The sequence below is a fragment of the Burkholderia sp. WSM2230 genome (assembly GCF_000472445.1).
GTDB lineage: Bacteria > Pseudomonadota > Gammaproteobacteria > Burkholderiales > Burkholderiaceae > Paraburkholderia.
Genome location: NZ_AXAJ01000014.1, coordinates 31,291 through 57,981, shown reverse-complemented (window position 1 = coordinate 57,981; position 26,691 = coordinate 31,291). Strand labels below are relative to the sequence as shown.

Annotated in this window: 24 protein-coding genes; 5 read left to right on the top strand and 19 right to left on the bottom strand. The window is 63.3% G+C overall.

Annotated elements, in window-relative coordinates:
• Positions 1-314: 314 nt before the first annotated feature.
• From A3AC_RS0123255 to pilM, 7 genes are all read right to left on the bottom strand, one after another.
• A complete protein-coding gene (locus A3AC_RS0123255; protein WP_025601827.1) occupies positions 315-1,520 on the bottom strand; it encodes a deoxyguanosinetriphosphate triphosphohydrolase in 1,206 nt (401 codons plus the stop codon).
• Positions 1,521-1,587: 67 nt separating this feature from the next.
• Positions 1,588-2,673 (bottom strand): 3-dehydroquinate synthase, encoded by a 1,086-nt coding sequence (gene aroB / locus A3AC_RS0123250; RefSeq protein WP_025601826.1) that lies wholly within the window; start codon positions 2,671-2,673, stop codon positions 1,588-1,590.
• 2 nt (positions 2,674-2,675) lie between these two features.
• Positions 2,676-3,224, bottom strand: a complete 549-nt coding sequence (locus tag A3AC_RS0123245) for a shikimate kinase (protein ID WP_013340712.1) — start codon at positions 3,222-3,224, stop codon at positions 2,676-2,678.
• A gap of 106 nt (positions 3,225-3,330) precedes the next feature.
• Positions 3,331-5,112 (bottom strand): type IV pilus secretin PilQ, encoded by a 1,782-nt coding sequence (locus A3AC_RS0123240; RefSeq protein ID WP_025601822.1) that lies wholly within the window; start codon positions 5,110-5,112, stop codon positions 3,331-3,333.
• Complete coding sequence (locus A3AC_RS0123235; RefSeq protein WP_025601820.1) at positions 5,112-6,047, bottom strand: hypothetical protein; 936 nt, start codon at positions 6,045-6,047, stop codon at positions 5,112-5,114. Before A3AC_RS0123235 ends, A3AC_RS0123240 begins: the two co-directional genes overlap by 1 nt.
• Entirely contained in the window at positions 6,044-6,784 is a 741-nt protein-coding gene (locus A3AC_RS0123230) for a hypothetical protein (RefSeq protein WP_025601818.1), read from the bottom strand. The genes A3AC_RS0123235 and A3AC_RS0123230 overlap by 4 nt, the downstream gene beginning before the upstream one ends.
• Positions 6,781-7,773, bottom strand: a complete 993-nt coding sequence (gene pilM, locus A3AC_RS0123225; RefSeq protein ID WP_025601816.1) for a type IV pilus biogenesis protein PilM — start codon at positions 7,771-7,773, stop codon at positions 6,781-6,783. The genes A3AC_RS0123230 and pilM overlap by 4 nt, the downstream gene beginning before the upstream one ends.
• Positions 7,774-8,017: 244 nt before the next feature.
• On the opposite strand from pilM, the gene A3AC_RS0123220 reads away from it, so the two are divergent.
• On the top strand, positions 8,018-10,411 hold the full coding sequence (locus A3AC_RS0123220) for a penicillin-binding protein 1A (RefSeq protein WP_025601815.1): 2,394 nt from the start codon (positions 8,018-8,020) through the stop codon (positions 10,409-10,411).
• Positions 10,412-10,533: 122 nt separating this feature from the next.
• On the opposite strand, the gene cyaY is transcribed toward A3AC_RS0123220, so the two are convergent.
• Positions 10,534-10,851, bottom strand: a complete 318-nt coding sequence (gene cyaY, locus A3AC_RS0123215) for an iron donor protein CyaY (protein WP_025601814.1) — start codon at positions 10,849-10,851, stop codon at positions 10,534-10,536.
• Between the two features lie 35 nt (positions 10,852-10,886).
• On the opposite strand from cyaY, the gene A3AC_RS29490 reads away from it, so the two are divergent.
• Together A3AC_RS29490 and lysA are read left to right on the top strand one after the other, a co-directional pair.
• Positions 10,887-11,252 (top strand): lipoprotein, encoded by a 366-nt coding sequence (locus A3AC_RS29490; protein WP_035475707.1) that lies wholly within the window; start codon positions 10,887-10,889, stop codon positions 11,250-11,252.
• A gap of 7 nt (positions 11,253-11,259) precedes the next feature.
• On the top strand, positions 11,260-12,522 hold the full coding sequence (gene lysA / locus A3AC_RS0123205; protein ID WP_025601810.1) for a diaminopimelate decarboxylase: 1,263 nt from the start codon (positions 11,260-11,262) through the stop codon (positions 12,520-12,522).
• Between the two features lie 92 nt (positions 12,523-12,614).
• On the opposite strand, the gene msrQ is transcribed toward lysA, so the two are convergent.
• The 5 genes from msrQ to A3AC_RS0123180 all read right to left on the bottom strand — a co-directional run bounded on the left by msrQ (position 12,615) and on the right by A3AC_RS0123180 (position 18,747).
• The gene (gene msrQ / locus A3AC_RS0123200) at positions 12,615-13,358 is read right to left on the bottom strand and encodes a protein-methionine-sulfoxide reductase heme-binding subunit MsrQ (RefSeq protein ID WP_025601809.1); all 744 of its coding nucleotides are present in this window, start codon (positions 13,356-13,358) and stop codon (positions 12,615-12,617) included.
• Positions 13,359-13,369: 11 nt separating this feature from the next.
• On the bottom strand, positions 13,370-14,365 hold the full coding sequence (gene msrP / locus A3AC_RS0123195; RefSeq protein ID WP_025601808.1) for a protein-methionine-sulfoxide reductase catalytic subunit MsrP: 996 nt from the start codon (positions 14,363-14,365) through the stop codon (positions 13,370-13,372).
• Positions 14,366-14,547: 182 nt separating this feature from the next.
• Positions 14,548-15,759, bottom strand: coding sequence for a c-type cytochrome biogenesis protein CcsB (gene ccsB, locus A3AC_RS0123190; RefSeq protein ID WP_025601807.1), 1,212 nt, complete (start codon positions 15,757-15,759; stop codon positions 14,548-14,550).
• Positions 15,760-15,763: 4 nt separating this feature from the next.
• Positions 15,764-17,962 (bottom strand): cytochrome c biogenesis protein ResB, encoded by a 2,199-nt coding sequence (locus A3AC_RS0123185; protein ID WP_025601806.1) that lies wholly within the window; start codon positions 17,960-17,962, stop codon positions 15,764-15,766.
• A 116-nt stretch (positions 17,963-18,078) separates the two neighbouring features.
• The gene (locus A3AC_RS0123180; protein ID WP_025601805.1) at positions 18,079-18,747 is read right to left on the bottom strand and encodes a c-type cytochrome; all 669 of its coding nucleotides are present in this window, start codon (positions 18,745-18,747) and stop codon (positions 18,079-18,081) included.
• Positions 18,748-18,964: 217 nt separating this feature from the next.
• Here A3AC_RS0123180 and yihA point away from each other — a divergent pair, with 217 nt between their 5' ends.
• Together yihA and hemB are read left to right on the top strand one after the other, a co-directional pair.
• Entirely contained in the window at positions 18,965-19,618 is a 654-nt protein-coding gene (gene yihA / locus A3AC_RS0123175; protein ID WP_025601804.1) for a ribosome biogenesis GTP-binding protein YihA/YsxC, read from the top strand.
• Between the two features lie 265 nt (positions 19,619-19,883).
• Positions 19,884-20,882 (top strand): porphobilinogen synthase, encoded by a 999-nt coding sequence (gene hemB, locus A3AC_RS0123170; protein WP_025601802.1) that lies wholly within the window; start codon positions 19,884-19,886, stop codon positions 20,880-20,882.
• Positions 20,883-21,447: 565 nt separating this feature from the next.
• On the opposite strand, the gene dsbD is transcribed toward hemB, so the two are convergent.
• The 6 genes from dsbD to rpsK form a co-directional block, all read right to left on the bottom strand.
• Complete coding sequence (dsbD, locus tag A3AC_RS0123160) at positions 21,448-23,307, bottom strand: protein-disulfide reductase DsbD (protein WP_025601798.1); 1,860 nt, start codon at positions 23,305-23,307, stop codon at positions 21,448-21,450.
• On the bottom strand, positions 23,300-23,650 hold the full coding sequence (gene cutA, locus A3AC_RS0123155; protein WP_156924659.1) for a divalent-cation tolerance protein CutA: 351 nt from the start codon (positions 23,648-23,650) through the stop codon (positions 23,300-23,302). The genes dsbD and cutA overlap by 8 nt, the downstream gene beginning before the upstream one ends.
• A gap of 180 nt (positions 23,651-23,830) precedes the next feature.
• Positions 23,831-24,223: a 50S ribosomal protein L17 gene (rplQ, locus tag A3AC_RS0123150; RefSeq protein WP_006052227.1), complete on the bottom strand. Its 393-nt coding sequence runs from the start codon at positions 24,221-24,223 to the stop codon at positions 23,831-23,833.
• Between the two features lie 182 nt (positions 24,224-24,405).
• The gene (locus A3AC_RS0123145) at positions 24,406-25,383 is read right to left on the bottom strand and encodes a DNA-directed RNA polymerase subunit alpha (RefSeq protein ID WP_006052226.1); all 978 of its coding nucleotides are present in this window, start codon (positions 25,381-25,383) and stop codon (positions 24,406-24,408) included.
• A gap of 123 nt (positions 25,384-25,506) precedes the next feature.
• Positions 25,507-26,130: a 30S ribosomal protein S4 gene (gene rpsD / locus A3AC_RS0123140; RefSeq protein WP_013340731.1), complete on the bottom strand. Its 624-nt coding sequence runs from the start codon at positions 26,128-26,130 to the stop codon at positions 25,507-25,509.
• 156 nt (positions 26,131-26,286) lie between these two features.
• A complete protein-coding gene (gene rpsK, locus A3AC_RS0123135) occupies positions 26,287-26,691 on the bottom strand; it encodes a 30S ribosomal protein S11 (RefSeq protein WP_006052224.1) in 405 nt (134 codons plus the stop codon).

The following is a 26,691-nucleotide window of genomic DNA, read 5'->3' as shown; positions in this document are numbered from 1 at the left end:
CTGGCCGGATGCGCTGCGTCTCGCGGATGCGCTGAGTCTCGCCGGATGCGCTGCGTCTCGCGGATGCGCTGAGCGTCGCCGGATGCGCCGGAGATCGCGCCTGCGGTTTGTTCCGGACTGCGCTTGATCGGGTGCCACGCATCGCAACCGTGTTGGCGCCCGGCGGCCTGTTAAATCGCGGCGACGCGCGCCAGGCAGTGACAGTCGCTGTGATCTGTGCGGCTGCCACTGCCGGCTGCGCGCGTGCCTCGACGCGTTGCGCGGGCGCAGCGTGCGTGCTGTACGTGTCGTACGCCCCACGGGACCCGGCCTGCTCAGTTGTCGTCGATCACGAAAAGGCGCTGATACTCCTTCAGCGCATAGCGGTCGGTCATGCCCGCTATGTAATGCGCGATCAACCGCGCTTGCAGCGCGGCATCCGTCGACTGGTAGCTGGGCGGCAATAGCCGCGGATCGTCGGTGAACGCGTCGAACAGACCGACGACGACCCGGCGCGCCTTGTTCGCCATGCGCATCACGCGGTAATGGCGGTACAGGTTCTTGAACAGAAAGCGCTTGAGCGCCGCCGCCTGAGCCGCAATGGGCCCGCTATGCGCGACGAGCGCCGGCGCGGCGCGCACGGCCTCGAGCGAATCCGGCGCATGACGCACGAGGTTTGCCTGCGTAGTGTCGATCAGATCGACGATCAGCGTATTGATGATGCGCCGCACCGTCTCGTGAATCAGCCTGCGGCCTTCGATCTGCGGAAAATCACGGCGCGCCGCTTCGTAGTGCGTTTGCCACAGCTCGACTTCAGCGAGTTGCTCGACGGTGAGCAAACCCGAGCGCAGACCATCGTCCACATCATGATTGTTGTAGGCGATTTCATCGGCTACGTTCGCGATCTGCGCTTCGATGGACGGCTGCCGTCCTTCCAGAAAACGCTCGCCCAATGCGCCGAGCCGCCGCGCATTCTCGCGCGAGCAATGCTTGAGAATGCCTTCGCGCGTTTCGAAACACAGGTTCAGGCCGTTGTACGCGCCGTAGTGCTCCTCCAGATCGTCCACCACCGCGAGGCTTTGCAGATTGTGCTCGAAGCCGCCGTGCTCGCGCATGCATTCGTTCAGCGCATCCTGGCCGGCGTGCCCGAAAGGCGTATGGCCGAGGTCGTGGGCGAGCGAAATGGCCTCCACGAGGTCTTCGTTGACGCGCAGATTGCGCGCCACGGACCGTGCGATTTGCGCGACTTCGAGACTATGCGTGAGACGCGTGCGGAACAGGTCGCCCTCGTGGTTCACGAACACCTGCGTTTTATATTCGAGCCGGCGGAACGCCGTCGAATGGACGATGCGGTCGCGGTCGCGCTGGAATTCGGTGCGTGCGCTCGGCGGGGCTTCCGGATAGCGGCGCCCGCGCGAGTGCGCCGAATGCGCGGCATACGGCGCAAGATGCGCTTCGAGCGCTTCCTGCGTCGGGACGCCGAGCGCTGCCGTGCCTGCCGCGGGTTGCTGCTTTACATCGTCGCTGCGCCTGTCTGTCACCGGGTTCTCCGAAACATGGGCGGCGCCGCTCGACGCCGTGCGCGGCGCCCGCTGGAGGGTCCGCCCGTCAGACGGCGGCAGCCAGCGTGGCTTGCACTTCGGCGTCGGGCGCCTGGGTGATGAGCGTCTCACCGAAACGCTTCAGCAGAATGAACTTGATCGCGCCGGCTTCCGCTTTCTTGTCGACCTGCATCAGTTCGACGTAACGCGATTCGCCGAGCGCCGGCGCGCGGGTAGGCAAATGCGCGGCGACGATCACGTCGACGAGCCGCTTGCGCGATGCTTCGTCGAGATAGCCGAGTCGCACCGACAGATCCGCCGCCATCACCATTCCGCAGCCGACCGCTTCGCCATGCAGCCACTCGCCGTAACCGAGGCCTGCTTCGATAGCGTGGCCGAACGTGTGGCCGAAATTGAGAATCGCGCGCAGGCCGCCTTCCCGCTCATCCTGCGCGACCACCGACGCCTTGATCTCACACGAGCGCTTGACCGCCTCGGCGAGCGCTGCAGGTTCACAGCGATTCAGCGCCTCGACGTTCGCTTCGATCCAGCGAAAAAAACCGGCGTCCGCAATCGCGCCGGTCTTGATGACCTCGGCAATGCCGGCCGCCAGTTCGCGCGCGGGCAGCGTGCGCAATGCGCCGATGTCGGCAATCACGGCCTGCGGCTGGTAAAACGCGCCGATCATATTCTTGCCGAGCGGATGATTGATGCCCGTCTTGCCCCCCACCGACGAGTCGACCTGCGACAACAGCGTGGTCGGCACCTGGATGAAGGGCACGCCGCGCATATAGCAGGCGGCCGCGAACCCCGTCATATCGCCGATCACGCCGCCGCCCAGCGCGATCAGCGTGGTTTTGCGGTCGGCGCGCGAGCCGAGGAGTGCGTCGAAAATCAGGTTCAGCGTCTCGAGGTTCTTGTACGCCTCGCCGTCCGGCAGCACGACCGTGGACACCTGTTTGCCTAGCGGCGCGAGCGCCGCGCGCAGCGTGTCGCCATAAAGCGGATCGACAGTAGTGTTGGTGACGATCGTGACGGAATTGCCGGCGATGTGCGGCGCGAACAAAGCAGTCTGGCCGATGAGGTCGGCACCGATATGGATGGGGTAGGCGCGTTCGCCCAGTTCGACGTTGACGGTAATCATACGACCCATTATCACGCAGGATGTTTGGCGACGCCGGCCATCTCGAGCTGCATCAGAACCATGTTGACGAGTCCGTTGACCGAAGGCCGGCCTGTTTCTATGACGAAATGCGCGCACTCGCGGTAGAGCGGATCGCGCACTTCATAAAGCGCCTCGAGGCGCGCTTTCGGGTCTTCGGTTTGCAGGAGCGGGCGGTTCTTGTCGCGCCGGGTGCGCAGCCACAGATCGTGCGGATTCGCGCGCAGGTAGATGACCACGCCGCGGCTTTGCAGCGCCGCGCGGTTCTCCGGCCGGAGCACGGCGCCGCCGCCGGTTGCGAGCACGATATTGTCGCGCCCGGTCAGCTCCGAAATGACGCTTGCCTCCCGCTCGCGAAAGCCGGCTTCGCCCTCCAGCTCGAAGATCACCGGAATGCGTGCGCCCGTGCGCGCTTCGATTTCATGATCCGAATCGAAGAACGGGCGGTCGAGACGGCGCGCAATGGCCCGGCCCACGGTGGTTTTTCCTGCCCCCATGAGCCCTACAAAAAATACATTGGCGTGTGCGTCCCGCGCTTGCAACGGTGTCCTCTGGCTAATCCGGTATGGTTCGTGCCGCAGCTTACTGGCAAAGCGGCTGCCTTGTCGAGCCTGCTCGCCGCCGCTTTCGGGCGGCGGCAGCGTGCCCCTAATTCGTCTGAACGACGCGCGGCGTGATGAAAACAGCCAGTTCGCTGCGCTGGTCGCGATGAGCCCGATGGCGGAAAAGCGCGCCTAAAAACGGTATTTTGCCCAGGACCGGCACGCGAGTCACATCGTCCCGGCCGTCCGTCGCGTAGATTCCGCCGATCGACACCGTACCACCATCTTCCACTTCGACCCGCGTTTGCACGTGCTTCGTGTTGATGGCGGGCCCCGCGTCGGTCTGTTCGCCGACGCTGTCCTTGGCCACGTCCAGGTCCAGCACCACGCGGCCGTCGGGCATGATCTGCGGCTCGACCTCCAGCTTCAGCGTAGCCCGCCGGAACTGCACGCCCGACACGCCCTGCCCGACTTTCGCCTGATACGGCAACTCGGTGCCCTGCTCGACCACGGCCTTCATCCGGTCCGCCGTGACCACGCGCGGACTCGAAACGACTTCCCCGCGCCCTTCGGCCTCGAGGGCGCTCAGCTCGATATTCAGCAAGCGCGTGGCGCCCGCAGCGAAGAGCGTAAGGCCGGCGGTTGCGGCGTCGAAGCCTGCGATCGGCCTCGCCGACAGATCATAGACGAGACCGTCCTTGCCGCCGCTCAGTCCTCGCGTCGTGCCGTCGGCGCTGGTGCCCGCCATCGAAAGCCGCACGCCGAGGTTGCGCGAAAAGCCATGCTCGCCTTCGACAATGCGCGCCTCGATCAGCACCTGTCGCGTCGGTCGGTCGACGGAAGCAAGCAGTGCGGCGATTTGCGCGAGGCGGCCCTCCAGGTCGGTCACGAACAGCAGATTGGTGCGCGGATCGGCGGTCACCGCGCCACGTTTTGACAGCACGCGCTGATTGCCGGAGCCGGTCAACAGGCGCCGCACGTCCTCGGCGCGGGCGTAGTGCAGCTGGAACGTGCGGCTCGCGAGCGGCTCCAGATCGGCCGCCCGCGCGTGCGCCTCATAGCGTTGCCGCTCGCGCGCCGCCAGATCCGCGATTGGCGCGACCCACACGACGTTGCCGTGGCGCTCCATCGCGAGACCGTGAACGTCGAGCAGCGTGTCGAAGGCGACGCGCCACGGCACCTTGTCGAGTCGCAGCGACACGGAGCCGCGCACCCTCTCGCTCGCGACGATGTTCAAGCCGGTGAACTGCGCGAACGCATTGAGCACCGTGCCTAGTTCGGCACGCTGGAAGTTCAGCGAGATCAGCTTGTCGTCGGCGGCGAGCGAGGCGTCTGCTGCGGTTTTCGGCGCGCCGCTCAGGTGCGCGAGCGGCGGTAGAGGCACTGGCGGACCTTCCAGTGCGGGGGTGGCCGCCACGGCGTCGCGGCTTGCGGCCGCCGCTTGCCGCCCGAGTGGCACGGAACCGTCGGCCGGGTCGATTGCACCGTCTGTGCGGCTGTCGGTGGCCGATGCCGACGCCGCCGACGACGACGCTCGGGAGGCGTTCGTCTCATCCGACGAATCGTCGCGGAACGGGTTCGGGGTTTCGGCAATCGCAGCGCGCGGCAGCGGCGTGGCAAGGTATGGCGCGTCGGACGGCATAGCGGATTCGTCGGACGTCATGTAGGCCGGCAACGGCGGCAGCGACGGAACGGCGGCCTGCGCGGCATTGCTGCCGAGCGCAACGCCTGCATATACGCACAGATGCAGCCCGATTGACAGACCCATTGAGAGCCCGATTGACAGCCCGCCCGACAGCCCAACGCCAACCCGCCGGCGAGCGCCCGAAACCACCATGGCGCGATTGCAGGCGCGAGCTTCGACGCCCAACAGCTTCGTCATGCTCATCAGGACGCCTCCGCGAGCGCAAGCGTACGAGTCGCCTCGCCTTTGGCCAGCGTGATGGCGGACGTATCGAAGCGCGTGAAGCGCTCGTTGCCGATCTGCTGGCCGGACTCCACAGTGGTTGCGCCGTCCGGTGTATCGATCAACGCAAGGCCGCGCGCGCGATCATGCAGCAATCCGACCAGACGCAGTTGCGCGAGTCCCGGCGAATCGAGCGTGGCCTGCATCTGTGCCGGCGAAAACGGATCGAAGAATACGACATCTTCTTCGTCCCCCGAATCAAGACTCGCGTCGGCGAGCTCCTGCACCGAGAGGCTTGCGGGCACAGGATGCAAGCCGCTGTAGACGCGCAGCGTCGCGTTCACCGCGAGCGACGCGCCATCCCGCTTGATAGCGACGTCGACCGGAACCATCAGCACCGGCAGCTCCGTCAATCCGCGCAGGAACGACATCAGATGGATAAAGTCGGTGCGGGCGGCAAGTCGCAACGGCCGCTCGCCCTGCGTGCCCGTGCCGCTGGCCGCTCCAGGCTCGACTGCGAGCAACAGAACGCCGTTTTGCGCGGCGAGTTCGGACACGACGCGCACGTCGTCCGCCGAAGTCCACTGCGTCTGCGAACCAGCAACGGTAGCCGTGGTACTGGTTGACGCGTCGGCTTCACGGCGCAATAAAGGCAATTGGGCAAGCGCACGCTTTGCATTCTCGAGATGCTGCACGCTCGCGTGCAGCGCCGCACGGCTTGCCTCCACGCGGCTGAGATCGGCCACGATCCAGCCATGCGCGCCGAGGCCGAACACCACCACCGCGATCACAAGCGCAACCGCCCAGCGGCGGCGCTTGCTCCACGTATGAAGCGGCGCGCGCGCACGCCTGATCCAATGCGTCAGTACAGGGCTTGCGTGTTGCGCGCCGCCAAAGTCGGCAAACGTCGTACTCATTTCGAACCTCCTCTGTAATCGGCGCCCGCTTTCGGCGATCCCGCCGACAGCGCATTCGCGGCCACGTTTTTCGTGGCGTCCTCCCAGTGCAGGCGAGCGCCGAACTCGATCGAGCCAGCGGCGCCTCCATCTGCATTCGTCCTAGGCGACGCGTGATGCGACTCGCTCATCTCCGCGCCCTTCACGCCGCGAATCGCGCCCAGGCGCTTGAGCCATTGTGCGGAATCGATATGCGCCCGCGAAGTCGCCACCAGTTCTGTCTCATGCTCGCGCTGCCGAAGCTGCTGCAACAGCACGCCGTCGCCGGGTTCGAAGCTGAGCGCATCGAGCAGGTCCCGCAGATATGTGAGCGGCTCGGTAAGACGCTTTGCGCGCGCGGCGTCAGCGCGTTGCTGGTCGCGCGCTTGCAGCAGTCCAGCATGTTCTGCCAACGGTGCGGCGAGTTGAGCAAGCGCCTGCTCGACCGACTCGCGCTGCGCATCGAGCCGCGCTCGTTCGAACGCCTGGTATCCGGCCAGCGCGGCGACAGCAACACAACCGGCGAGAGCCGCAGCAGCCCATGCAACAAGACATCGACGGCGCGCGAGCCGAGCCTTGCGTTGCCTGTGCGGAAGAAGGTTGAAGCCGCCGAGCTTCGGCGTGACCGAACGCACGGCGCAGAGCCGCCGCATGTCATGCGCGACGTGCAACTGCGCCGCCGCGTTCAAACGCGCTGCATCGAAAAGAACCGCTCTCATTCGAGCACCCCGCGCAACGCCAGCCCGAATGCGACGGCGGCAGCCGGCTCATGCAGCAGCGGATCGCTCACCTGGCGCGAGACGCCGCCCAATGCAGCACATTCGAACGGCAACACGGAGCAGCCCAGAACGTCCGCGATATCCGCCATCGAAAAGCCGACGCCCTCTAGCAGATCCAGTTCGCCGCTCACCAGCGCGCAATCGAGCTCGGGGCCCTGCACGAGGTCGCGCAATGCGTCGGCGAGATCGGAATGCTCGGGCGCCGGGTACCGCATTTCGGCTGCGACGCTGTCATCCACTAAACGCCAGCCTTGCACGCCGTCCGCGCCGATCCACAACGCCACATACGGTTCGTGCGGATCCAGTTCGCAAGCCGCCGCGTAGCGCATGGCCCGCAACGCGGCATGCGGCTCGCCGTCGATGGTGGTCAGCGAAATGCCCGCTGCCGCCGCGCATTCGATGCGCGCTTCGAGGTGCTGGCGTGCCGTCGCGGCAATAGTCACCGAGCGAATCGGCGTGGGGCGCTCATCCACAAACCAGTCGACGGCCAGTGCGTGCCGCTCGAGTCCCGCGATGCGTTCCACTTCGCTCATCACTGCTGGTTCCAGCTCGGCGAGTTCGTGTCCGCCGTCTTCCGCGCAACCGCTTTGTGCAGCGAGCCGCGCGAGCGGCAAAGTGGCTGTCAAGGTCACCGATGCGGGCACCGCCATCGCGCATCGCAATACGGACGTCGCGCACAAGTGAGGCAGATCGGCAAACGCATCGCGCAATGCGCGCGCAAGCGCCTGGCGGTCGGCGATCTCGATGCCGGCAATCGCATTGGCCGGCAGCGGCACCGTGCGCATATATTCGATCTGCAACGAAGCGCGGGCGCGCGCCCGCTGACTCACCACGACGAGCCGCACGTTCTGCGAACTCACGTCGATACCGGCAGCGAAACGCTGCATACCTGCCTGCACGGCTTGCAGCCATGAACTTCTTATCGTCATCACGCCCTCCCTGAGACTCGCGCGGCGAACCATTCGAACGCGAGCAGCGAGGAAGAATTGTGCGTATGGGCGCGTCTGAGCGACACTCGGCCAAACGGCTAACGTCGCGCCGGCGATCATCAAAGCCCGCTACAGTGAAGCCTCGTTCAACGCAGTGCAGACACTTGTCAAGAACTGTCAGTAAGCATGCCGAAAGCTGAAAAGCGGGGCGGCTATAATCGCGGGACTGTTTTTTGGTGCCTATATGCAATCCACGTCTCCCACATCTCCGCCGCCCGCGCCGCAAAAGCGCAAACGCCCGTTGTGGCTCAAGCTCATCCTTGGCTTTTTCGGGCTGATCGTTGCGGGTGTCGTGTGCGTGCTGCTGCTGCTCGGTTACGCGCTCGTGGTCGCCACACCGAACCTGCCCTCGCTCGACGCCCTCACCGACTACCGCCCGAAAGTGCCGCTGCGCATCTATACGGCCGACCATGTGCTGATTGGTGAATTCGGTGAGGAACGGCGCGATATCGTGCGTATCCAGGACGTGCCGGACAGTCTGAAAAAGGCGGTGCTCGCCATCGAGGACGCGCGCTTTTACGACCACGGCGGCGTCGACCTCACAGGCATCGCGCGCGCCGGATTCGTCGCGCTGACCAACGGCCATGCGACGCAAGGCGCGAGCACGATCACCATGCAGGTGGCGCGCAACTTCTTCCTCTCGAGCGAAAAGACCTACACGCGCAAGATCTACGAGATGCTGCTCGCGTACAAGATCGAGTCGAAGCTCACGAAAGATCAGATTCTCGAGGTATATATGAATCAGATCTATCTGGGCCAGCGCGCGTATGGTTTCGCGAGCGCGGCGCGCGTCTATTTCGGTAAAGATCTGAAGGACCTGACGCTCGCGGAGTCCGCGATGCTCGCCGGCTTGCCGAAGGCGCCGTCCGCGTACAACCCGGTGGTGAATCCGAAGCGCGCAAAGGTACGCCAGGAGTACATTCTGCAACGCATGTATGAGCTGCACTACATCAATCAGCAGCAGTACGACGACGCGAGCCGTCAGCCGCTTGTCGTGAAGGGCGCCGGCAAGGAATTCAGCGTGCATGCCGAGTATGTCGCGGAAATGGTGCGACAGATGATGTACGCCCAATACCGCGAGGAAGCGTACACGCGCGGCCTCAATGTCGTGACGACGATCGACTCCGCCGATCAGGACGTCGCCTATCGCGCGTTGCGTAAAGGCTTGATGGACTACGAGCGGCGCCACGGTTATCGCGGCCCCGAAGCGTTCATCGATTTGCCCTCCGACGCGGACGACCGCGAGCAGGCCATCGACGACGCGCTGCTCGAACACCCGGACAACGGCGAAATCATTGCGGCAGTGGTGACGGCGGCGAGCCCGAAGCAGGTGCAGGCCACGTTTATCGACGGCAACGTCGCGACCATTCAGGGCGACGGCCTGCGCTTCGCGCAATCGGCGCTTAGCGCACGCGCGCAGCCGAACCAGCGCCTGCGGCCCGGTGCGATCATCCGTCTCGTCAAGAACGATGAAGGCCAGTGGGCGATCACGCAGTTGCCGCAAGTGGAAGGCGCGTTCATTTCCGTCGTGCCTCAGGACGGCGCGATCCGCGCGCTTGTCGGCGGGTTCGATTTCAACAAGAACAAGTTCAATCACGTCACGCAGGCATGGCGTCAGCCGGGCTCCAGTTTCAAGCCGTTCATCTATTCGGCTTCGCTCGAAAAGGGGCTTGGGCCGGCCACGGTCATCAACGACGCGCCGCTCTTTTTCAGCGCCGCGGAGACGGGTGGTCAGGCGTGGGAGCCGAAAAACTACGGCGGCGGTTTCGACGGGCCGATGAGCATGCGAACCGCGTTGCAGAAGTCGAAGAACCTGGTGTCGATACGCATCCTTAACCACATCGGCACGAAGTACGCGCAGCAGTACATCACGCGCTTCGGTTTCGATGCAGACCGTCATCCGGCCTATCTGCCTATGGCGCTCGGCGCGGGTCTCGTCACGCCGTTGCAGATGGCGGGCGCATTTTCGGTGTTCGCGAACGGCGGCTATCGGATCAATCCCTATCTGATCGCGGAAGTCACCGATCCACGCGGCGTCGTCGTTGCGCACGCGCAGCCGCTCGTCGCGGAGCAAAGCGCGCCGCATGCCATCGAGCCGCGCAACGCATACGTGATGAACAGCCTGCTGCAAAGCGTCGCGCAGCGCGGCACGGGCGCGAAGTCGAACGTGCTCAAGCGCACCGATCTCGGCGGCAAGACCGGCACGACGAACGATTCGCGCGACGCCTGGTTTGCCGGCTATCAGCACACGCTGACCGCGATTGCATGGATCGGCTACGACAACCCGCGCAGTCTCGGCGACAAGGAAACCGGCGGCGGCCTCGCGTTGCCCGTGTGGATCGAGTACATGGGACGTGCGCTCAAGGGCGTGCCGGACTACAAGATGCCGATGCCGGACGGCGTGGTCGAACTGGGCTCAGAGCTGTACTTCGACGAATTCACCCCGGGCCACGGTTTTGTCGCGACGGTCGGCGTCAGTCAGGCGACACTCGACGAGGCGAGCGCCGCGTCGGCCGCGCCCGGACAGGTGGGCGAGCAGGAAAAGCAGGACATCATGAATCTGTTCCGCGGGCACTGACGAGCGGCCCGCATGCAGTTGGAAAAAAAGCCGCCGCGCATGGTCTGCGCGGCGGCTTTTTTTCGACCTTCGACCTTCGACCTTCGACCCTTTGACTCTCGCTCAACAACCGGCGAGCGTATTCAGGCTTCGAAGTGGACCGGCTCGCCGGCCTGTTGGGTCGCGTACTCGGAAAGCGCCGCGAAAAACTCCTTGCCGCTTCGCGTGTCGCGCCACTCGCCGTCGACCAGACGGTAGTGAAAACCGCCCGCCTTCGCGGCGATCCAGATCTCGCTCATGGGCGGTTGCAGATTGACGATGATCTTCGAGCGATTCGCGAACTCGAGGGTCAGCACGTTGCCGCTGCGCTCGAGTTCGATGTCGGCCTCGGCGTCGTCCAGCGCGCGTTCGATGGCGGCTAGCGCGGCCTCCGCGCGGGTCAGGTAATCACTATCGGACATGCTAAACTCCATCGATTATTCATTCAGGGACAGTCATGCGAGTCGTATCTCGGATGCGCGCGGCGGCGCCCGGCCGCGCGATTGTAGCGGGTTTAGCCATTCTCGCAGGTTGCGCGCTCGGCGGTTCGCTCGCCGGCTGCGGGCAGCGCGGTTCGCTGTATTTGCCAACCGTGCCGCCGTTGCCGGCCAAGCCGATCGACCGCACGCAGCCGCCGTCGCCAGACGAAGTGAAACCTGGCGCTGAAACCGCATCCGACGCGGACTCCATTCCCGACACGTCCGGCACGCCGCTCTCGCTTGCTCCGGCGAACGAACTGTCCGCGCCGTCCACGTCCGCCGCTTCTGCTGCGTCGGCCGCATCGGCTTCCCAGCCCGCCTCCGCTGCCACTCCCGCTCAATAAGACTCGCATGACTCGACCTGCATTTGACTACGTCGACGGCGTGCTTCACGCCGAAGGCGTGTCCGCCGTTTCGCTCGCCGAACAGTTCGGCACGCCGCTCTACGTGTACTCGCGCGCCGCGCTGACCGACGCATGGAACGCATACGCGGGCGCATGCGCCGGCCGTCGCGCCAGCGTGCACGTCGCCGTCAAGGCCAACAGCAATCTCGCGGTGCTGAACGTGTTCGCGCGTCTTGGCGCGGGCTTCGACATTGTGTCGGGCGGCGAACTGGCGCGCGTGCTGGCCGCCGGCGGCAAGGCGGAACATACCGTGTTTTCTGGCGTCGGCAAGCATGCGAACGAAATGCGCGAGGCGCTGGAGGCCGGCGTCAAGTGCTTTAACGTCGAGTCGATTCCGGAGCTCGATCGCCTGAACGCGGTCGCTGCGCAACTGGGCAAGAAGGCGCCGGTTTCGCTGCGCGTGAACCCGGACGTCGACGCGAAAACGCACCCGTACATTTCCACAGGACTCAAGTCGAACAAGTTCGGCGTCGCATTCGAAGAGGCGCGCGCCACCTATCAGGCGGCCGCGGCCATGGCGAACCTCGAGGTGGTCGGCATCGACTGCCATATCGGCTCGCAGATTACCGAAGTCGCGCCGTACCTCGACGCGGTGGACAAGGTCCTGGAACTGGTCGAACAGCTCGAGCAGGACGGCATCACGATTCGTCATATCGACGTGGGCGGCGGTCTCGGCATTACCTACGACGACGAAACGCCGCCGGACATCGGCGAGTTCGTGCGCACCGTGCTCGACCGGATTGAGGCGCGCGGTCACGGCCATCGCGAGGTGTATTTCGAGCCGGGCCGTTCGCTGGTCGGCAATGCAGGTCTGCTGCTCACGCGCGTCGAGTTTCTGAAGCCGGGCGCTGAAAAGAACTTCGCCATCGTCGACGCGGCCATGAACGATCTCGCCCGCCCCGCGATGTACGAGGCGTATCACGCCATAGACGCCGTCGTTCAGCGCGAACTGCCCGCGCATGTCTACGACGTAGTGGGCCCGGTTTGCGAAAGCGGCGACTGGCTCGGGCGCGAGCGGTTGCTCTGCGTCGAGCCGGGCGACCTGCTCGCGATTCGTTCGGCCGGCGCCTATGGCTTCGTGATGAGCTCGAACTACAACACCCGTCCGCGTGCAGCGGAGGTGATGGTTGATGGTACACAAGCGCATGTGGTCCGCGCTCGTGAGGAAGTGCAGCAACTGTTTGCGGGCGAAACGATCTTGCCGGCATAACCAGCGCGGGTGGACGGTCACATGAAAAAGGCGATGCCGTTGTGGCATCGCCTTTTTTATTGGTGCGGGTTTATCGTCCGTTTATCGCCCGCTTATCGTCCGCTTATTGCCCGCTGATCAACCGTTGATCGCGGCTTTAACCGACGCTCGCGCAACCACACGATCAAACGCCAGCCCAGTAGCATCAGCATGATCGCGCCGTAGATCTTCGGCAGCAGCAGGTCGTGCTTGCCGGCCTTCATCCACCAGAAGTGCAGAATCGCCAGCGCGCCGATCGCATAGATCGCGCGATGCAAGCTCTGCCAGCGGCGGCCGAGCTTGCGCACCATCGCGCGCGGCGACGTGACAGCCAACGCGATCAACAGCACGAACGCGGCAAAGCCGACGGTGATGAACGGCCGCTTGCCGATGTCCTTGACGATTTCAGCGACGTCGAACCACTTGTCGAACCAGAGATACGTCGTGAAATGGAGCGTCGCGTAGAAGAACGCGTAAAGCCCGAGCATGCGGCGAAACCGCACGAACGCCGCGACGCCGGTGAGCCGGCGCAACGGCGTCACGGCCAGCGTGATGCACAGAAACACGAGTGTCCACAGCCCCGTGGAACGCGTGATGAACTCGATCGGGTTGGCGCCCAGCCGGTCGGTCAAGCCAAACAACACGATGCGCGCGAGCGGATACCACGCGGCGACGAATACCGCGATTTTCGCGGGCACGACCCAGCGCAAACCTGCGGCCGGCCGCCTCGCCGCCGCGGAAGCCGGTGCCTTCGCACCCGCCTGCGCGCGCGGCGCGCGGCGCTCGATGCGAGCGGCGGATTGAGAGTCGGAAGCCATCGTCATGTCGCTCAGAAGTTTTTCTTCAGGTCCATGCCCTGATACAGCGACGCGACCTGATCGCCGTAGCCGTTGAACATCAGCGTCTTGCGCTTCGGCGTGAAAAAGCCGTCTTCGCCGATGCGCCGCTCGGCCGCCTGGCTCCAACGCGGGTGATCGACGTTGGGGTTCACGTTCGAATAGAAACCATACTCGTTCGATGCATACGTGTTCCAGCTCGTCGGCGGCTGCTTTTCGACAAAGCGGATTTTCACGAGCGACTTCGCGCTCTTGAAGCCATATTTCCACGGCACCACGACGCGAACCGGCGCGCCGTTCTGATTGGGCAGCACCTGGCCGTACACGCCCATGGTGAGCAGCGTAAGCGGGTTCATCGCCTCGTCCATGCGCAGGCCTTCCGAATATGGCCAATCGAGTATCGGCGTGGAAAGCCCAGGCATCTGCGACGGATCCGCCAGCGTGATGAACTGCACGTATTTCGCGTTGCCGGTGGGCTGCACGCGCTTGATCAGCTCCGCGAGCGGCACGCCGATCCACGGAATCACCATCGACCACCCTTCGACGCAACGCAGCCGGTACACGCGCTCCTCGAGCGGCGCGAGCTTGAGCAGCTCGTCGATGTCGTACACCTTCGGGTTTTTGATTTCGCCTTCGACGCTCACTTTCCACGGACGCGGCCGCAAGGTGCCCGCGTGTTGGGCCGGATCGGATTTATCCGTGCCGAACTCGTAATAGTTGTTGTAGCTGGTGATGTCCTTGAACGGCGTGATCTTGTCGAGCGCGACGAACTTTGCGTTCGTCTTCGCGGCCAGCTTCTGCGCCTTCGAGTCCGGCGACGTGTAGGCCGCCAGCGCTTCGCCGTTCACGCCAATCAGACTTCCGAGCGCCAACGCGCCGGCCGCCTGCAGCACGCGCCGCCGGTTCTCGAAGATGTGCTGCGGCGTGATTTCGCTGCGAGCGATATCGTCGCCGGTGAGTTGAATCCTGTCGCTTCGCTTGATCCACATCGTGCTGCTCCTTGCGGCCTCTGCTTGAGCCATCCAGCGGGGCCATGGTGATGATCGCTCGTCGGGCCATTTCACGCGTTCTCAATTACGAACACATTCCATGTGCAAATATTCCGCCAGCCATAAAAAAACCGCCGGTGCAAAACACGCGGCGGTTCTTTGTCGGTCGAGAACGGCGGATATTACAGCTTGCCGTAACTATGAAGTCCCGACAGGAACATGTTCACGCCGAGGAACGCGAAAGTCGTGACCAGCAGGCCCGTGAGCGCCCACCAGGCGGCAACGGCGCCGCGCAGGCCCTTCATCAGACGCATATGCAGCCAGGCCGCGTAGTTCAGCCAGACAATCAGCGCCCATGTTTCCTTCGGGTCCCAGCTCCAGTAACCGCCCCAGGCTTCCGCTGCCCACAGCGCGCCGAGAATCGTCGCAATCGTGAAGAACGCGAAGCCGACGGCGATCGACTTGTACATCACGTCGTCGAGCACTTCGAGCGCCGGCAGGCGATCGGCCAGCACGCCGCGCTCTTTCCCGATGTAGGCGACCGCGACCATTGCCGACAGGGCAAAGCTACCATAGCCGATGAAGTTCGCTGGCACGTGAATTTTCATCCACCAGCTTTGCAGGGCCGGAACGAGCGGCTGAATCTGCTGCGCGTCGCGAGCGACCGAGTACCACATCAGGAAGCCGACGGCGGCGCTGATCACGAGCAGCACGAATGCGCCGAGCGCGCGCGTGTTGTAGTGCTGCTCGTAATACAAATAGAAGAGCGCGGTGATCAGGCTGAACAGCACGAACACTTCGTACAGGTTCGAAATGGGAATATGGCCGACGTCAGCGCCAATCAGGTATGACTCGTACCAGCGCACCATCAGGCCGACAAAGCCCATCGCCACCGCGACCCAGGTCATTCGCGAACCGATGGCCGCGCCGGTGGGCGAGCGCGACAGCAAACCGATCCAGTAGAAAACCGTTGCGAACACGAACAGCGCGCTCATCCACAGAATCGCGGACTGGCTCGACAGGAAATACTTCAGGAAGAACGCGTTGTCGGCGCGGCTCAGATCGCCGTGATAGATCTGGATGGCCAGCAGCGACAGCGCCGCGATTGCCGCCATGAGCGGACGCGCGGGTTTCCAGCGCCAGCCGAGCACGACGAACACCGGCACCGAGCACACCAGCACCAGCTTGTCGTAGTAATTCATGAACGGGTGATAGCGCGACAGTGCGAAGCCGGCGCCCGCGACCATTGCGAGCGCGAACAGCCAGTCGACGATACCGAGCCGTTTCAGGAATGGCCGCTCGTCGAATTGGGCGGCGCTGAGTGCTCCGTCCGCCGGCGCCTTGGCGGGCCGCGCGGAGGAACGGGAAGATGAGGAAACCTGAGTCAAGTCCATGGTATTACCGGGTCGAATCTTGTGAGCTTGCAGACTGCGCCCCGGCGTTGCCGGATGCCGCATCAGCGGGTTTGGCGCCCAACGCGGCGCCGACCGCGTCGCGCGTCTGGGCGAAATCTTTTTCGAAGTCGAGCGTTTTGCGGGCGCTCGACATGGCCATCACGACATGCGTGCCCTGCCCGGAATCTTTGAGCCAGAACCAGAGGCGCCGTTCGCGGACGTAGAACATCGAAAAGATGCCCAATACGAGGAGCAGGCTGCCAAGATACACGACTTTTTTGCCCGGCGCGCGCGTCAGCTGAAATACCGAAGCTTGCACCTGCTTGAAGGAGTCGAGTTGCAAGTAGACCGGCGATCCATACAGAAAGCTGTCAGATATCGCGTTGATCGAGCTTTGGACGAAGCGGCTCGCCTCTGCATTCGCCTGCGCGTCCGGCTCGCCCTGCTGCTGGCGCGACAGCTGCCAGAGGTCCCACATCGAACCTTCCAGCATACGCAGCAGCAAACCCGCAGCCTTTTCCTGCTCGCCCTTCGGCACCGAATGGTCGATAAAGCCGGCGATGGCCTGGAAGCCGCCCAGCGGCTGGCCATTCGGCATCTTGACGCTTGCGTCCGCGCCCGCAAAAAGGGTCAGCACGCGCAGCGCGCTTTCTTCAAGATGCTGCTGCAATTCGGTGTTTGCTTGCGGCACGGAGCGCAGCGCGAAGCGGTGAGCGGCTTGCGCGCGCGCGGCCGCGCTTTCCAGCGTGGCCCGCAGGTTCATCCACTCCTTGACGGTGCCGCCCGTGTCCGCGGGAATGCGCAGGTAGCGGAACGGATCGTCGGGATTCACGCGCATGCCCGCGAGGAAGAATCTCTCGCCGCCCACCGCGACCGGCAGCATGTAGTTGTTGTACTCGCGCGCCTGGCCGTCCTTGTCGCGCACCTTGTATTGCACCGAAGGGCCGACGTTGTGCAGGTCGAGCGGCTTCGAGGTCTTCGCTCCGGAACCGAGCCGCTCGTCGAAGGCTTCCTTCAGCGACCGGTTCGCGGCGACGCCCCGGGCATCGGTCTGGCCGTTGGCGTTGGAGATGTTTTCGACGTTGATCGCGCGGAAATCGGTGAATTCGACCGTCTGGCCGTCGGCGAGCGGCGTGGCCGAGCTCAACGGCGCATTGCCGCCGATCGTGCCGCCGAACGGCGCGGTTTTCGCGCTCGCGCCAGTCATCGGGTAGGCCGTCATCTCCATTTGCGAGCCGCCGTCCTGGAAGCTCGACTGATAGATCGACACGCCGTCGTACTCGAACGGCTTGTTCACCTCGATGCGCGCCGGCACGCGCGCGCCGGTCTTGTGATCGACCACGACAATGTCGCTCGCGAAGAGCTTCGGCATGCCCGTCGAGTAATAGTCGACGATGAACTTCTGCAGTTCGATTGAGAACGGCAGATCCTGGATCAGCGAGCCGTCCGGCTGATTCAGAATCGCGGTGGATACGTGCTGCCCTTCCGGCACCCACGCGTAGCCGCGGAACGTCGGGTTGGACTGCGACAGACGGTGCTCCGGCGGAATCTCGTTAATGACCGTGTTGGCGCGGATCGGCGTTTTGTCGAAGAGCCACATTTGCAGCTTGATCGGCAGATTGCTGTCAAGCAGGCCGCCGAGGCAGATAACCACGATCGCGAGGTGCGCAGAGATATAGCCGAACCTGGTCAATGCGCCGCGCTTGGCCGCGATCAGCGTGGCGCCGTCGGACTCGCGCGTGACAAACTTGTAGCCGAGCTTCGCGCAAAGTTTGCCGAGCACCGCCGCCGTCTGCGCGCGCGTGCCGTGCAGCGCAAAATCGCTCTTGTGATGAAACGCGCGCAAGCTCGCTTCACGGACCTTGTCTTTCCAGCTCTTCGCGTCGGCGATCATTTTCGGCGCGTTGCGGATCACGCACAGCGACACCGACACCATTAGAAAGCCGAGAATCAGCATGAACCACCACGAGCTGTACACCGTGTAGAGGCTCAGCGCGCGGAAGATGTCGGCCCAGAACGGACCGAACTGATTGACGTAATTGGGATACGGATCGTCCTGCGTAAGAACGGTGCCGATGATGCTGGCGATAGACAGAATCACCAGCAGCGCAATCGCAAAACGCATCGAACTCAGTAGTTCGACGGCGCTGCGCAAGACGCGATTGCCCGACTTCGACTGCAAACCCGACGTGGTGACGCTCATTCATACTCCGACTGAACAGCAAAAAAGGGTGAAGGGCGACCGTAAACACGACGCCCCCACCCTTTTCTTGTTTTTCACCGGCCTCGACGGGCCGGTTGCACTTGCGCGCGAACCTCTTAATGCAGGCCCGCGATGTAATCGGCTACAGCTTTGATCTCGCTGTCCGACAGACGCGATGCGACAGCATGCATCGCCTCGTTGTTATTGCGCGCGCCGGGGCCCTGTGTGAACGCGTTCAACTGCGCCACCGTGTATTCAGCCCATTGTCCCGACAAACGCGGATATTGCGACGGAATACCTTGACCCGTGGGCCCGTGACAGCTTGCACATGCCGGCACGCCCTTGTCCGCAATGCCGCCCCGGTAAATCTTCTGCCCGAGCGCCACAGTGTCTTCATTGTGCGCATAACCGGGCTTCTGAGCCTGCGTCGCGAGATAGGCAGCGACGTTGACCATGTCCTGATCGGATAACGCCGAAGCCATGCCCGTCATGATCGCATTGTTGCGCGCGGGCTGTTTGGCGCCGGGCTGCGGCTTGAAATCCTTGAGTTGTTTGACGAGATAGTCGGGATGCTGACCCGCCAGCTTCGGATACGCACCGCCGGCACTGTTGCCGTCTGCGCCGTGACACGACGCGCAAACCTGCACTGCGATTGCCTGCCCCCGATTAATGTCCGGCTTTGCCGGATCTGCCTTTGCTGGATCTGCTGCTCGTGCCTGAATTGCCAAACCTGAAAGACCTGCCGCTACCTGAAACACCATCAGAGCCTTGCACAGTCGATTCATTCGCACACCCTGTCTCGTCTTGTGGGATTTTAGAGGTTTTGCACAATACGACGGCGACCCAAGTGACCGCCAGGAGCCGCCGAGGCACGCGGGCTGGCCCCCTCAGGTTTTCAGTAAACCATCGTATTGTACAATAACTCGCTAATCGCTAAGACGCCAGTCGGGCTTGACCCGTCCCCACTCTGGGTTCCCCGGCGTCTCGAAATCTGGCCTGCTCATGTCCTTCCTGCTCCACCAATCCCGCTTTTTCACGACCGTCAATCACCTGCGCGATTTGCCGGCCACCGCGCAGCCCGAGATTGCTTTTGCCGGGCGTTCCAATGCGGGCAAATCGACGGCCATCAACATTTTGTGCAATCAGAAGCGGCTGGCATTCGCGAGTAAGACGCCGGGACGTACGCAGCACATCAACTACTTTTCCGTGGGCAAGGCCGACGAACCGGCCGGGCATCTGGTGGACCTGCCGGGTTACGGCTATGCGGAAGTGCCCGGTGCAGCCAAGGCTCACTGGGAGGCGTTGCTTTCCTCGTACCTGCAATCGCGCTCGCAATTGCGCGGCATGATCCTGATGATGGATGCGCGCCGCCCGTTGACCGATCTGGACCGGCGGATGATCGAATGGTTTGCGCCGACCGGCAAGCCGATCCATGCGCTTCTGACCAAATGCGACAAATTGACGCGTCAGGAAAGCGTGAATGCGCTGCGCGCCACGCAAAAGGGTTTAGCTGAGTATCGCGCTGCGGGTTATCAGGGTGAACTGACGGCGCAGCTTTTTTCTGCGCTCAAGCGGGTGGGCATCGAGGAAGCGCACGAGTTGATCGAAAGCTGGCTGATCCCCGACGCGAAGGGTGAAGCGGACGCTGCCCAGTAAGTTGCGCTGACGTTTCTGAAAGGCCTGACAGCGCGATTTCGGCGGCCCATAAAAAANCCCGCCGCTTTAACGGCGGGTCAAACAGCCTAATCGAAAAACGACAGGCACCCGCTCAGGGAGGAGAAGCGGGGAGGTCAGCGCCAGGCGCCTTGCTCGATCGGTATGATATACCATTGTCTTGAAAAGTTTCCGCGAGTGGCACCGGCGTCGCCGGCGCCGCCCATGTCACCGCCCCACTCAAGATATCCACGGTTTTCGATCCCACATGAGCTTCTACCCGCACTATCGCCCGCGCCGTATGCGCCGCGACGACTTCTCGCGCCGTCTGATGCGCGAAAGCATCCTCACCACCAACGACCTGATCTACCCCGTTTTCGTGGTCGAAGGCACCAACGTTCGGCAAGCCGTGCCGTCGATGCCTGGAGTCGAGCGCGTCTCGGTCGACCTGCTGATGAAAGTCGCGGAGCAGTGCGTGGAGCTGGGCGTGCCCGTGCTGTCGCTATTTCCGGCGATCGAGCCGTCGCTGAAAACGCCCGATGGCCGCGAGGCGACCAACGCCGCAGGTCTGATCCCGCGCGCGGTACGCGAGCTCAAGAAGCACTTCCCGGAACTGGGTGTGCTGACCGACGTCGCCCTCGATCCCTACACGAGCCACGGCCAGGACGGCGTGCTCGACGAGACTGGCTATGTCATCAACGACGAAACCGTCGAGATCCTGATCGAGCAGGCGCGCACGCAGGCTGAGGCCGGCGTCGACATCGTTGCGCCGTCGGACATGATGGACGGCCGCATTGGCGCCATCCGCGAAATGCTGGAAAGCGAGGACCACGTGCACACGCGCATCATGGCGTATGCGGCCAAGTTCGCGTCCGCGTTCTACGGCCCGTTCCGCGACGCCGTCGGCTCGGCCACGAACCTCGGCAAGAGCAACAAGATGACGTACCAGATGGACCCGGCCAATTCCAACGAAGCGCTGCGCGAAGTGGAGGCGGACATCAACGAAGGCGCGGACATGGTGATGGTGAAGCCTGGTATGCCGTACCTCGACATCGTGCGTCGCGTGAAGGACGAGTTTCGGTTCCCGACCTACGTCTATCAGGTGAGCGGCGAGTACGCGATGCTGAAGGCGGCGGCGCAGAACGGCTGGCTCGATCACGACAAGGCGATGATGGAATCACTGCTTGCGTTCAAGCGTGCGGGTGCGGACGGCGTTCTGACGTATTTCGCACTGGATGCGGCGCGGATCCTGCGGTCGTCCAAGTGACGGTGCGTTAGGCTCGGGTAGCGGCTGCGGCTGCTGCCGCGGGCAAATCTTCTTCCATTGGTTGATGCGCCTCGCCGTTGGGGCTACGAAACGGTTGCGGATTCGCTCGAAAGCAGATGGAGGCGGACTCCTGGTCGCGCCTCCTTTTTTTTGCGCGGTCGGGCGTGAGTCGGAGCCGCGGGGGCAGGCAGGCGGGCGTGACGCTGTCGGGCGGTTGGGCGGTTGGGCGGTTGGGCGGTTGGGCGCTTGGGCGCTTGGGCGGTTGGGCGCTTGGGCGGTTGGGCGCTTGGGCGGTCTGGCGCTTGGGCGGTCTGGCGCTTGGGCGGTCTGGCGCTTGGGCGGTCTGGCGCTTGGGCGGTCTGGCGCTTGGGCGGTCTGGCGCTTGGGCGGTCTGGCGCTTGGGCGGTCTGGCGCTTGGGCGGTCTGGCGCTTGGGCGGTCTGGCGCTTGGGCGGTCGGGGACCGGACGGTCGGGCGTGTTCGGGGAGGCCGGCGTGCTGTCATGCGAGCGGGCAGTTCGGCTCACGTGAATGCGGGCGTGGGCGGCCAGGCCAGCCGACGTCTGCTCAAGTTGGGGCTACACTCGCCCGCTCGAGCGATCGTAGGAATTTGTCAGCTGATTCATAACCGACGACACGCAGCACCTCTTTGCCGCCACGGTCGAACAAGATAATTCCCGGCGGCCCGAAAAGGCCGAAACGCTTTAGCAGCGCCTGATCGTCGGCATTGTTGGCGGTCACGTCGGCGCGCAGCAGGTTCATCTGCTTCAACTTCGCCTGGACGCGCGGGTCGCTAAAGGTGAACTTCTCCATCTCCTTGCAGCTTACGCACCAGTCGGCATAGAAATCGAGCATGGCGGGCTGTGGCGCCGCTTTGACGGCCTGATCGAGTTCAACTGAGGAACGTACCGGCTTGAACGCCGGATCGCCCTGCGACGCAATCTCCGGCGCGCCACGCACAGATCCGCCCCCCGGCGACGTCGCGTGCGAGGCCAGCACAGCCAGCGGTCGCAACGGGTCCGACGAACCGGCCGCAAGCCCGACCAGCAGCACGGCCGCCCAAACGGCGAGGGCCGCGCCTACGCCGCGCCCGAGCCGACGCCAGATCGACGCCTGCGCCACAGGCGCCGCAAAAAAACCCAACGATGCTGCCGCGATCAACAGCCAGAGCGCGCTCAGCAGCATGGTGGCCGCCGCGCCTAGCACCGGCCAGACGATCCACAGAGCCGCGGCAAGCAGCACGACGCCGAACAGCACCTTCACGTCGTCCATCCATGCGCCGGCGCGCGGCAGCAAGGTTCCGGCGCCAAGTCCGACGATCAGGAGCGGCACGCCCAGCCCAAGGCCCATCGCGAACAGTGCCGCGCCGCCGAGCATGGCATTCCCGGTGTGCGCGATGAAGGCGAGCACCGCAAAAAGCGGCGCAGTCATGCAGGCGCCGACCACGAGCGCGGACAGTGCGCCCATCGCCGCGACGGCTGCAAACTTCCCGCCCGAGCGCTCCGCCGACGCCTGCGACACACCTTCCTGCCAGCGCTGCGGCAGCGCGATGTCGAAGCCCGCGATCAGCGTCAGCGCAAAAATAGTCAGCAGTACGCCAAACGCGCCCAACACCCACGGGTTCTGCAACCACGCACCGAGACTTTGACCGACGAGCGCCGCGGCAATACCGAGCGCGGTGTAGACAAGGGCCATCCCGACGACATAGGCCAGCGATAGCGCGAAACCGCGCCGGCGTGTGACCCGCGCGCCTTCGCCGATGACGATCGCCGAAAGAATCGGAATCATTGGATACGAGCACGGCAACAGGCTCAGAACCATGCCCGCGACGAAGTAAAGTCCGATAATGGCCAGGAAGCCGCCGCCTTGCAGCAGCGACTGCGCGTACTCGGCGCTCGTGGCGCGCTCGTACCATGGCGCATCGCTTACCGTGGACTGCAGCGCGGCGGTACTGCCAGCCGGCAGCAATGCAGCACCGCTCACGTGGTAGACCCGCTCCATGGGCGGATAACAAATGCCGGCGTCCGCACAACCTTGCGACGTAACGGCGAGATCGAACCCTCCTGCAGCCTGCTTTACGGGAATCCGGATCGTCAGCTCATTACGATACGTCTCGACGTTCTTGTTGAAAGTCTGGTCGAACTTGATGTGACCCGCCGGCAACTGAGGCTCACCGATTGTTGCGCTTGCATTGCGGGTCGCGAACGCAAATCGCTCGCGGTACATGTAGTAGCCGTCCGCGATCTTGTAGGTGATATCTATTTCGCCTGGCTTTTCGGCCGCGCTGAACTTGAAGGCGACGGCGGGATCGAGGAAGTCGTCCGCGGCACGGGCAAGCGTGCCGAACTGCGCGAGAATCAGGCAAGCGAAGAGGAGGAATGCGGCATGCAGCGCATGGCGCGCACGTCGGCTGAGGCGGTTAAACATGGAGGGGGCGTTGGGTTTCCGCAATGATCCACTGGCCATACGCAGCCGACGCGTCGGCTTGCCACGAGAGAATTTCGGGCGTGTCGTAGGGATGATGCGCCTGTACGTATTGCTCAAGCTCGAGCGCGCGCGCGGCGCTCGTCTTGAACAGCAACTGGATTTCTTGCGCCGTTTCAAGCTTGCCCTGCCAGTGGTAGCTGGACTGCACCGCGCCGAGTTGCGTGACACATGCGCACAGGCGCGCGGCCAGCGCATCTGCGGCGAGCTTCTGCGCAACAGCCGCGTCCGGCACCGTCGTCAGAAGTAAAGTCACATTCGCGCTCACAGCAGGCTCCGGCAACATGCAGTTCAGGTGCCAATATCGTATCACCTGCACCCAAAGTGCCGCTGGCAGCGCGGCTGTGCGCATGCGGCATTTCGCCGCTCAAGCCGCGCGGGCTCGAGCTACGCCAACGTCCACCGGTCGAAAACAAAAAAGCCAGGCTGTGAGCCTGGCTTTTTATGAGCAATCAGCGCTGAAAGCTTATTCAGCTTCTTGCACTTCGACTTCCTCAACTTCCGGACGGTCGAGCAGTTCGACCAGTGCCATGGGAGCATTGTCGCCAACGCGGAAGCCGAACTTCAGCACGCGCAGGTAGCCGCCCGGACGGGTAGCGTAACGCGGGCCGAGCACTTCGAAAAGCTTCGTGACCGAGTCACGATCGCGCAGACGGTTGAACGCCAGACGACGATTGGCCAGCGACGGCTTCTTGCCGAGCGTGATCAGCGGCTCGACAACTTTACGGAGTTCTTTCGCCTTCGGCAGCGTGGTCTTGATGACTTCGTGCTCGATCAGCGAGTTGGACATGTTACGGAGCATTGCCAGACGGTGGCTGCTCGTGCGGTTCAGTTTCCGCAAACCATGACGGTGACGCATGTTAATTCCTTCGATTCAAAGTTTTGGTCCAGCTCTTCTATCGCGCTCGTTCTACTCTGAAGTATTACCCTGAAGTAGCGAGTGCACGGGCCGGTAGTGAAAAAAGGCAAGACGCGGATTTTAAAGGAAAATCCGCGTCTTTGCCAGTGCAGCGGCGGGCTCTGCCCCGGATGATTGCCGACTTACTTGTCCAGCCCTGCGGGCGGCCAGTTTTCCAGCTTCATGCCGAGCGTCAAACCACGCGACGCCAGTACTTCCTTGATTTCGTTCAGCGACTTGCGGCCCAGGTTCGGCGTCTTGAGCAACTCGTTTTCCGTGCGCTGGATCAGATCGCCGATGTAGTAGATGTTCTCGGCCTTGAGGCAGTTCGCGGAACGAACCGTCAGTTCGAGGTCATCAACCGGACGCAGCAGGATCGGATCGATCTGCGGCGCGCGCGACGGCGCTTCGGCCGTTGCTTCGGTGCCTTCCAGTGCAGCGAACACCGACAGTTGATCCACCAGAATGCGAGCCGATTGACGGATCGCTTCTTCGGGCGAAATCACACCGTTGGTTTCGATGTTCATCACGAGCTTGTCGAGATCGGTACGCTGTTCGACACGCGCGCTTTCAACGGCGTAGCTCACGCGGCGAACCGGCGAGAACGACGCGTCGAGCACGATACGGCCGATAATCTTGGCCGATTCTTCGCCGTAACGACGCACGTTGCCCGGCACATAGCCGCGGCCCTTCTCAACCTTGATCTGAACGTCGAGCTTGCCGCCCTTCGACAGATGCGCGATCACGTGGTCAGGGTTGATCACTTCGCAATCGTGCGCCAGCTCGATGTCGCCAGCGGTAACAACGCCTTCGCCTTCCTTGCGCAGCGTAACCGTCACTTCGTCACGGTTATGCAGCTTGAACACCACGCCCTTCAGGTTCAACAGCAGGTTGACTACATCCTCTTGCACACCGTCGAGCGTCGAATATTCATGTACGACGCCTGCAATCGTCACTTCGGTCGGCGCATAGCCGATCATGGACGACAGCAGCACGCGCCGGAGCGCGTTACCCAAGGTGTGGCCGTAACCGCGTTCAAACGGTTCCATGACCACTTTCGCGTGGCTTTCGCCCAGCGATTCAACTGCGATGATCTTGGGCTTCAACAAACTGGTTTGCATAGGTTTTCCTTTTCAATACCCTCGGCTCGTTACACCGATAAGGCTGACCGGTAACAACCTGAAAATAAACAGCCGAGACGCCCCCTTGCGTAGCGCAACGGGGTGCCCCGGCCGTTAATCCGATTACCGCGAATACAATTCGACGATCAGGCTTTCGTTGATATCGCCAGCGATATCGCTGCGTTCCGGCTTCTGCTTGAACGTGCCTTCGAACTTCTTCGAATCGACCGAGACCCAGCTCGGCATGCCGCCTTGCTCAGCCAGCGACAGCGCTTCGAGAATACGCGCCTGCTTCTTCGATTGTTCGCGCACTGCGACAACGTCGCCTGCCTTCACTTGCATCGACGGGATGTTCGACACGACGCCGTTCACCATGATCGCCTTGTGGCTAACCAGCTGACGTGCTTCAGCGCGCGTCGAGCCGAAGCCCATGCGATACACGACGTTGTCCAGACGCGACTCGAGCAGTTGCAGCAGGTTTTCACCGGTGTTGCCCTTCAGACGGTCGGCTTCAGCGAAGTAACGGCGGAATTGACGCTCCAGAACACCGTAGATGCGCTTCACTTTTTGCTTTTCGCGCAGCTGCGTGCCGTAGTCGGACGTACGTGCACCCGACGTGCGGCCATGCTGGCCAGGCTTGCTGTCAAGCTTGCACTTGTCAGCGAGCGAACGACGGGCGCTCTTCAGGAAGAGGTCAGTGCCTTCACGGCGGGACAGCTTGGCCTTAGGGCCGATATAACGTGCCACGTTAATTCCTTCGTTGATTAGTCACGCGAATGCCTGCACTCGCGCTAGTCCGAACCCTTTGGGTCGAACGGTGGGCTTAGTCAATTCAATAGCGCAAGCAGCCTGTTTCGCCGACTACTTGATCCGGCGGCAACAGGCGCTAGCGAAAACAGCGTCTTAGATACGACGACGCTTCGGCGGACGGCAGCCGTTGTGCGGGACCGGGGTCACGTCGGAGATCGCGGTGATCTTGATGCCAAGACCATGCAACGCGCGCACCGCCGATTCACGGCCAGGACCGGGGCCCTTGATCCGCACTTCGAGGTTCTTCACGCCGTATTCCATCGCCACGCGGCCAGCCGATTCAGCTGCGACCTGAGCTGCAAACGGGGTCGATTTACGCGAACCCTTGAAGCCCTGACCACCCGACGTTGCCCAGGCGAGTGCATTGCCTTGACGATCGGTGATCGTGATGATGGTGTTGTTGAACGACGCGTGAACGTGAACCACGCCCTCGGCGACGTTCTTCTTGACCTTCTTGCGAACGCGTTGCGCCGCGGAGTTGTTCGAAGCCTTAGCCAT

Coding starts and splice junctions, on each gene's coding strand:
- aroB (WP_025601826.1), bottom strand. CDS start 2,673: ATGGGTCGTATGATTACCGTCAACGTCGAACTGGGCGAACGCGCCTAC.
- A3AC_RS0123240 (WP_025601822.1), bottom strand. CDS start 5,112: ATGAGCATGACGAAGCTGTTGGGCGTCGAAGCTCGCGCCTGCAATCGC.
- A3AC_RS0123235 (WP_025601820.1), bottom strand. CDS start 6,047: ATGAGTACGACGTTTGCCGACTTTGGCGGCGCGCAACACGCAAGCCCT.
- A3AC_RS0123230 (WP_025601818.1), bottom strand. CDS start 6,784: ATGAGAGCGGTTCTTTTCGATGCAGCGCGTTTGAACGCGGCGGCGCAG.
- pilM (WP_025601816.1), bottom strand. CDS start 7,773: ATGACGATAAGAAGTTCATGGCTGCAAGCCGTGCAGGCAGGTATGCAG.
- A3AC_RS0123220 (WP_025601815.1), top strand. CDS start 8,018: ATGCAATCCACGTCTCCCACATCTCCGCCGCCCGCGCCGCAAAAGCGC.
- cyaY (WP_025601814.1), bottom strand. CDS start 10,851: ATGTCCGATAGTGATTACCTGACCCGCGCGGAGGCCGCGCTAGCCGCC.
- A3AC_RS29490 (WP_035475707.1), top strand. CDS start 10,887: ATGCGAGTCGTATCTCGGATGCGCGCGGCGGCGCCCGGCCGCGCGATT.
- lysA (WP_025601810.1), top strand. CDS start 11,260: ATGACTCGACCTGCATTTGACTACGTCGACGGCGTGCTTCACGCCGAA.
- msrQ (WP_025601809.1), bottom strand. CDS start 13,358: ATGGCTTCCGACTCTCAATCCGCCGCTCGCATCGAGCGCCGCGCGCCG.
- msrP (WP_025601808.1), bottom strand. CDS start 14,365: ATGTGGATCAAGCGAAGCGACAGGATTCAACTCACCGGCGACGATATC.
- ccsB (WP_025601807.1), bottom strand. CDS start 15,759: ATGGACTTGACTCAGGTTTCCTCATCTTCCCGTTCCTCCGCGCGGCCC.
- A3AC_RS0123185 (WP_025601806.1), bottom strand. CDS start 17,962: ATGAGCGTCACCACGTCGGGTTTGCAGTCGAAGTCGGGCAATCGCGTC.
- A3AC_RS0123180 (WP_025601805.1), bottom strand. CDS start 18,747: ATGAATCGACTGTGCAAGGCTCTGATGGTGTTTCAGGTAGCGGCAGGT.
- yihA (WP_025601804.1), top strand. CDS start 18,965: ATGTCCTTCCTGCTCCACCAATCCCGCTTTTTCACGACCGTCAATCAC.
- hemB (WP_025601802.1), top strand. CDS start 19,884: ATGAGCTTCTACCCGCACTATCGCCCGCGCCGTATGCGCCGCGACGAC.
- dsbD (WP_025601798.1), bottom strand. CDS start 23,307: ATGTTTAACCGCCTCAGCCGACGTGCGCGCCATGCGCTGCATGCCGCA.
- cutA (WP_156924659.1), bottom strand. CDS start 23,650: ATGTTGCCGGAGCCTGCTGTGAGCGCGAATGTGACTTTACTTCTGACG.
- rplQ (WP_006052227.1), bottom strand. CDS start 24,223: ATGCGTCACCGTCATGGTTTGCGGAAACTGAACCGCACGAGCAGCCAC.
- A3AC_RS0123145 (WP_006052226.1), bottom strand. CDS start 25,383: ATGCAAACCAGTTTGTTGAAGCCCAAGATCATCGCAGTTGAATCGCTG.
- rpsK (WP_006052224.1), bottom strand. CDS start 26,691: ATGGCTAAGGCTTCGAACAACTCCGCGGCGCAACGCGTTCGCAAGAAG.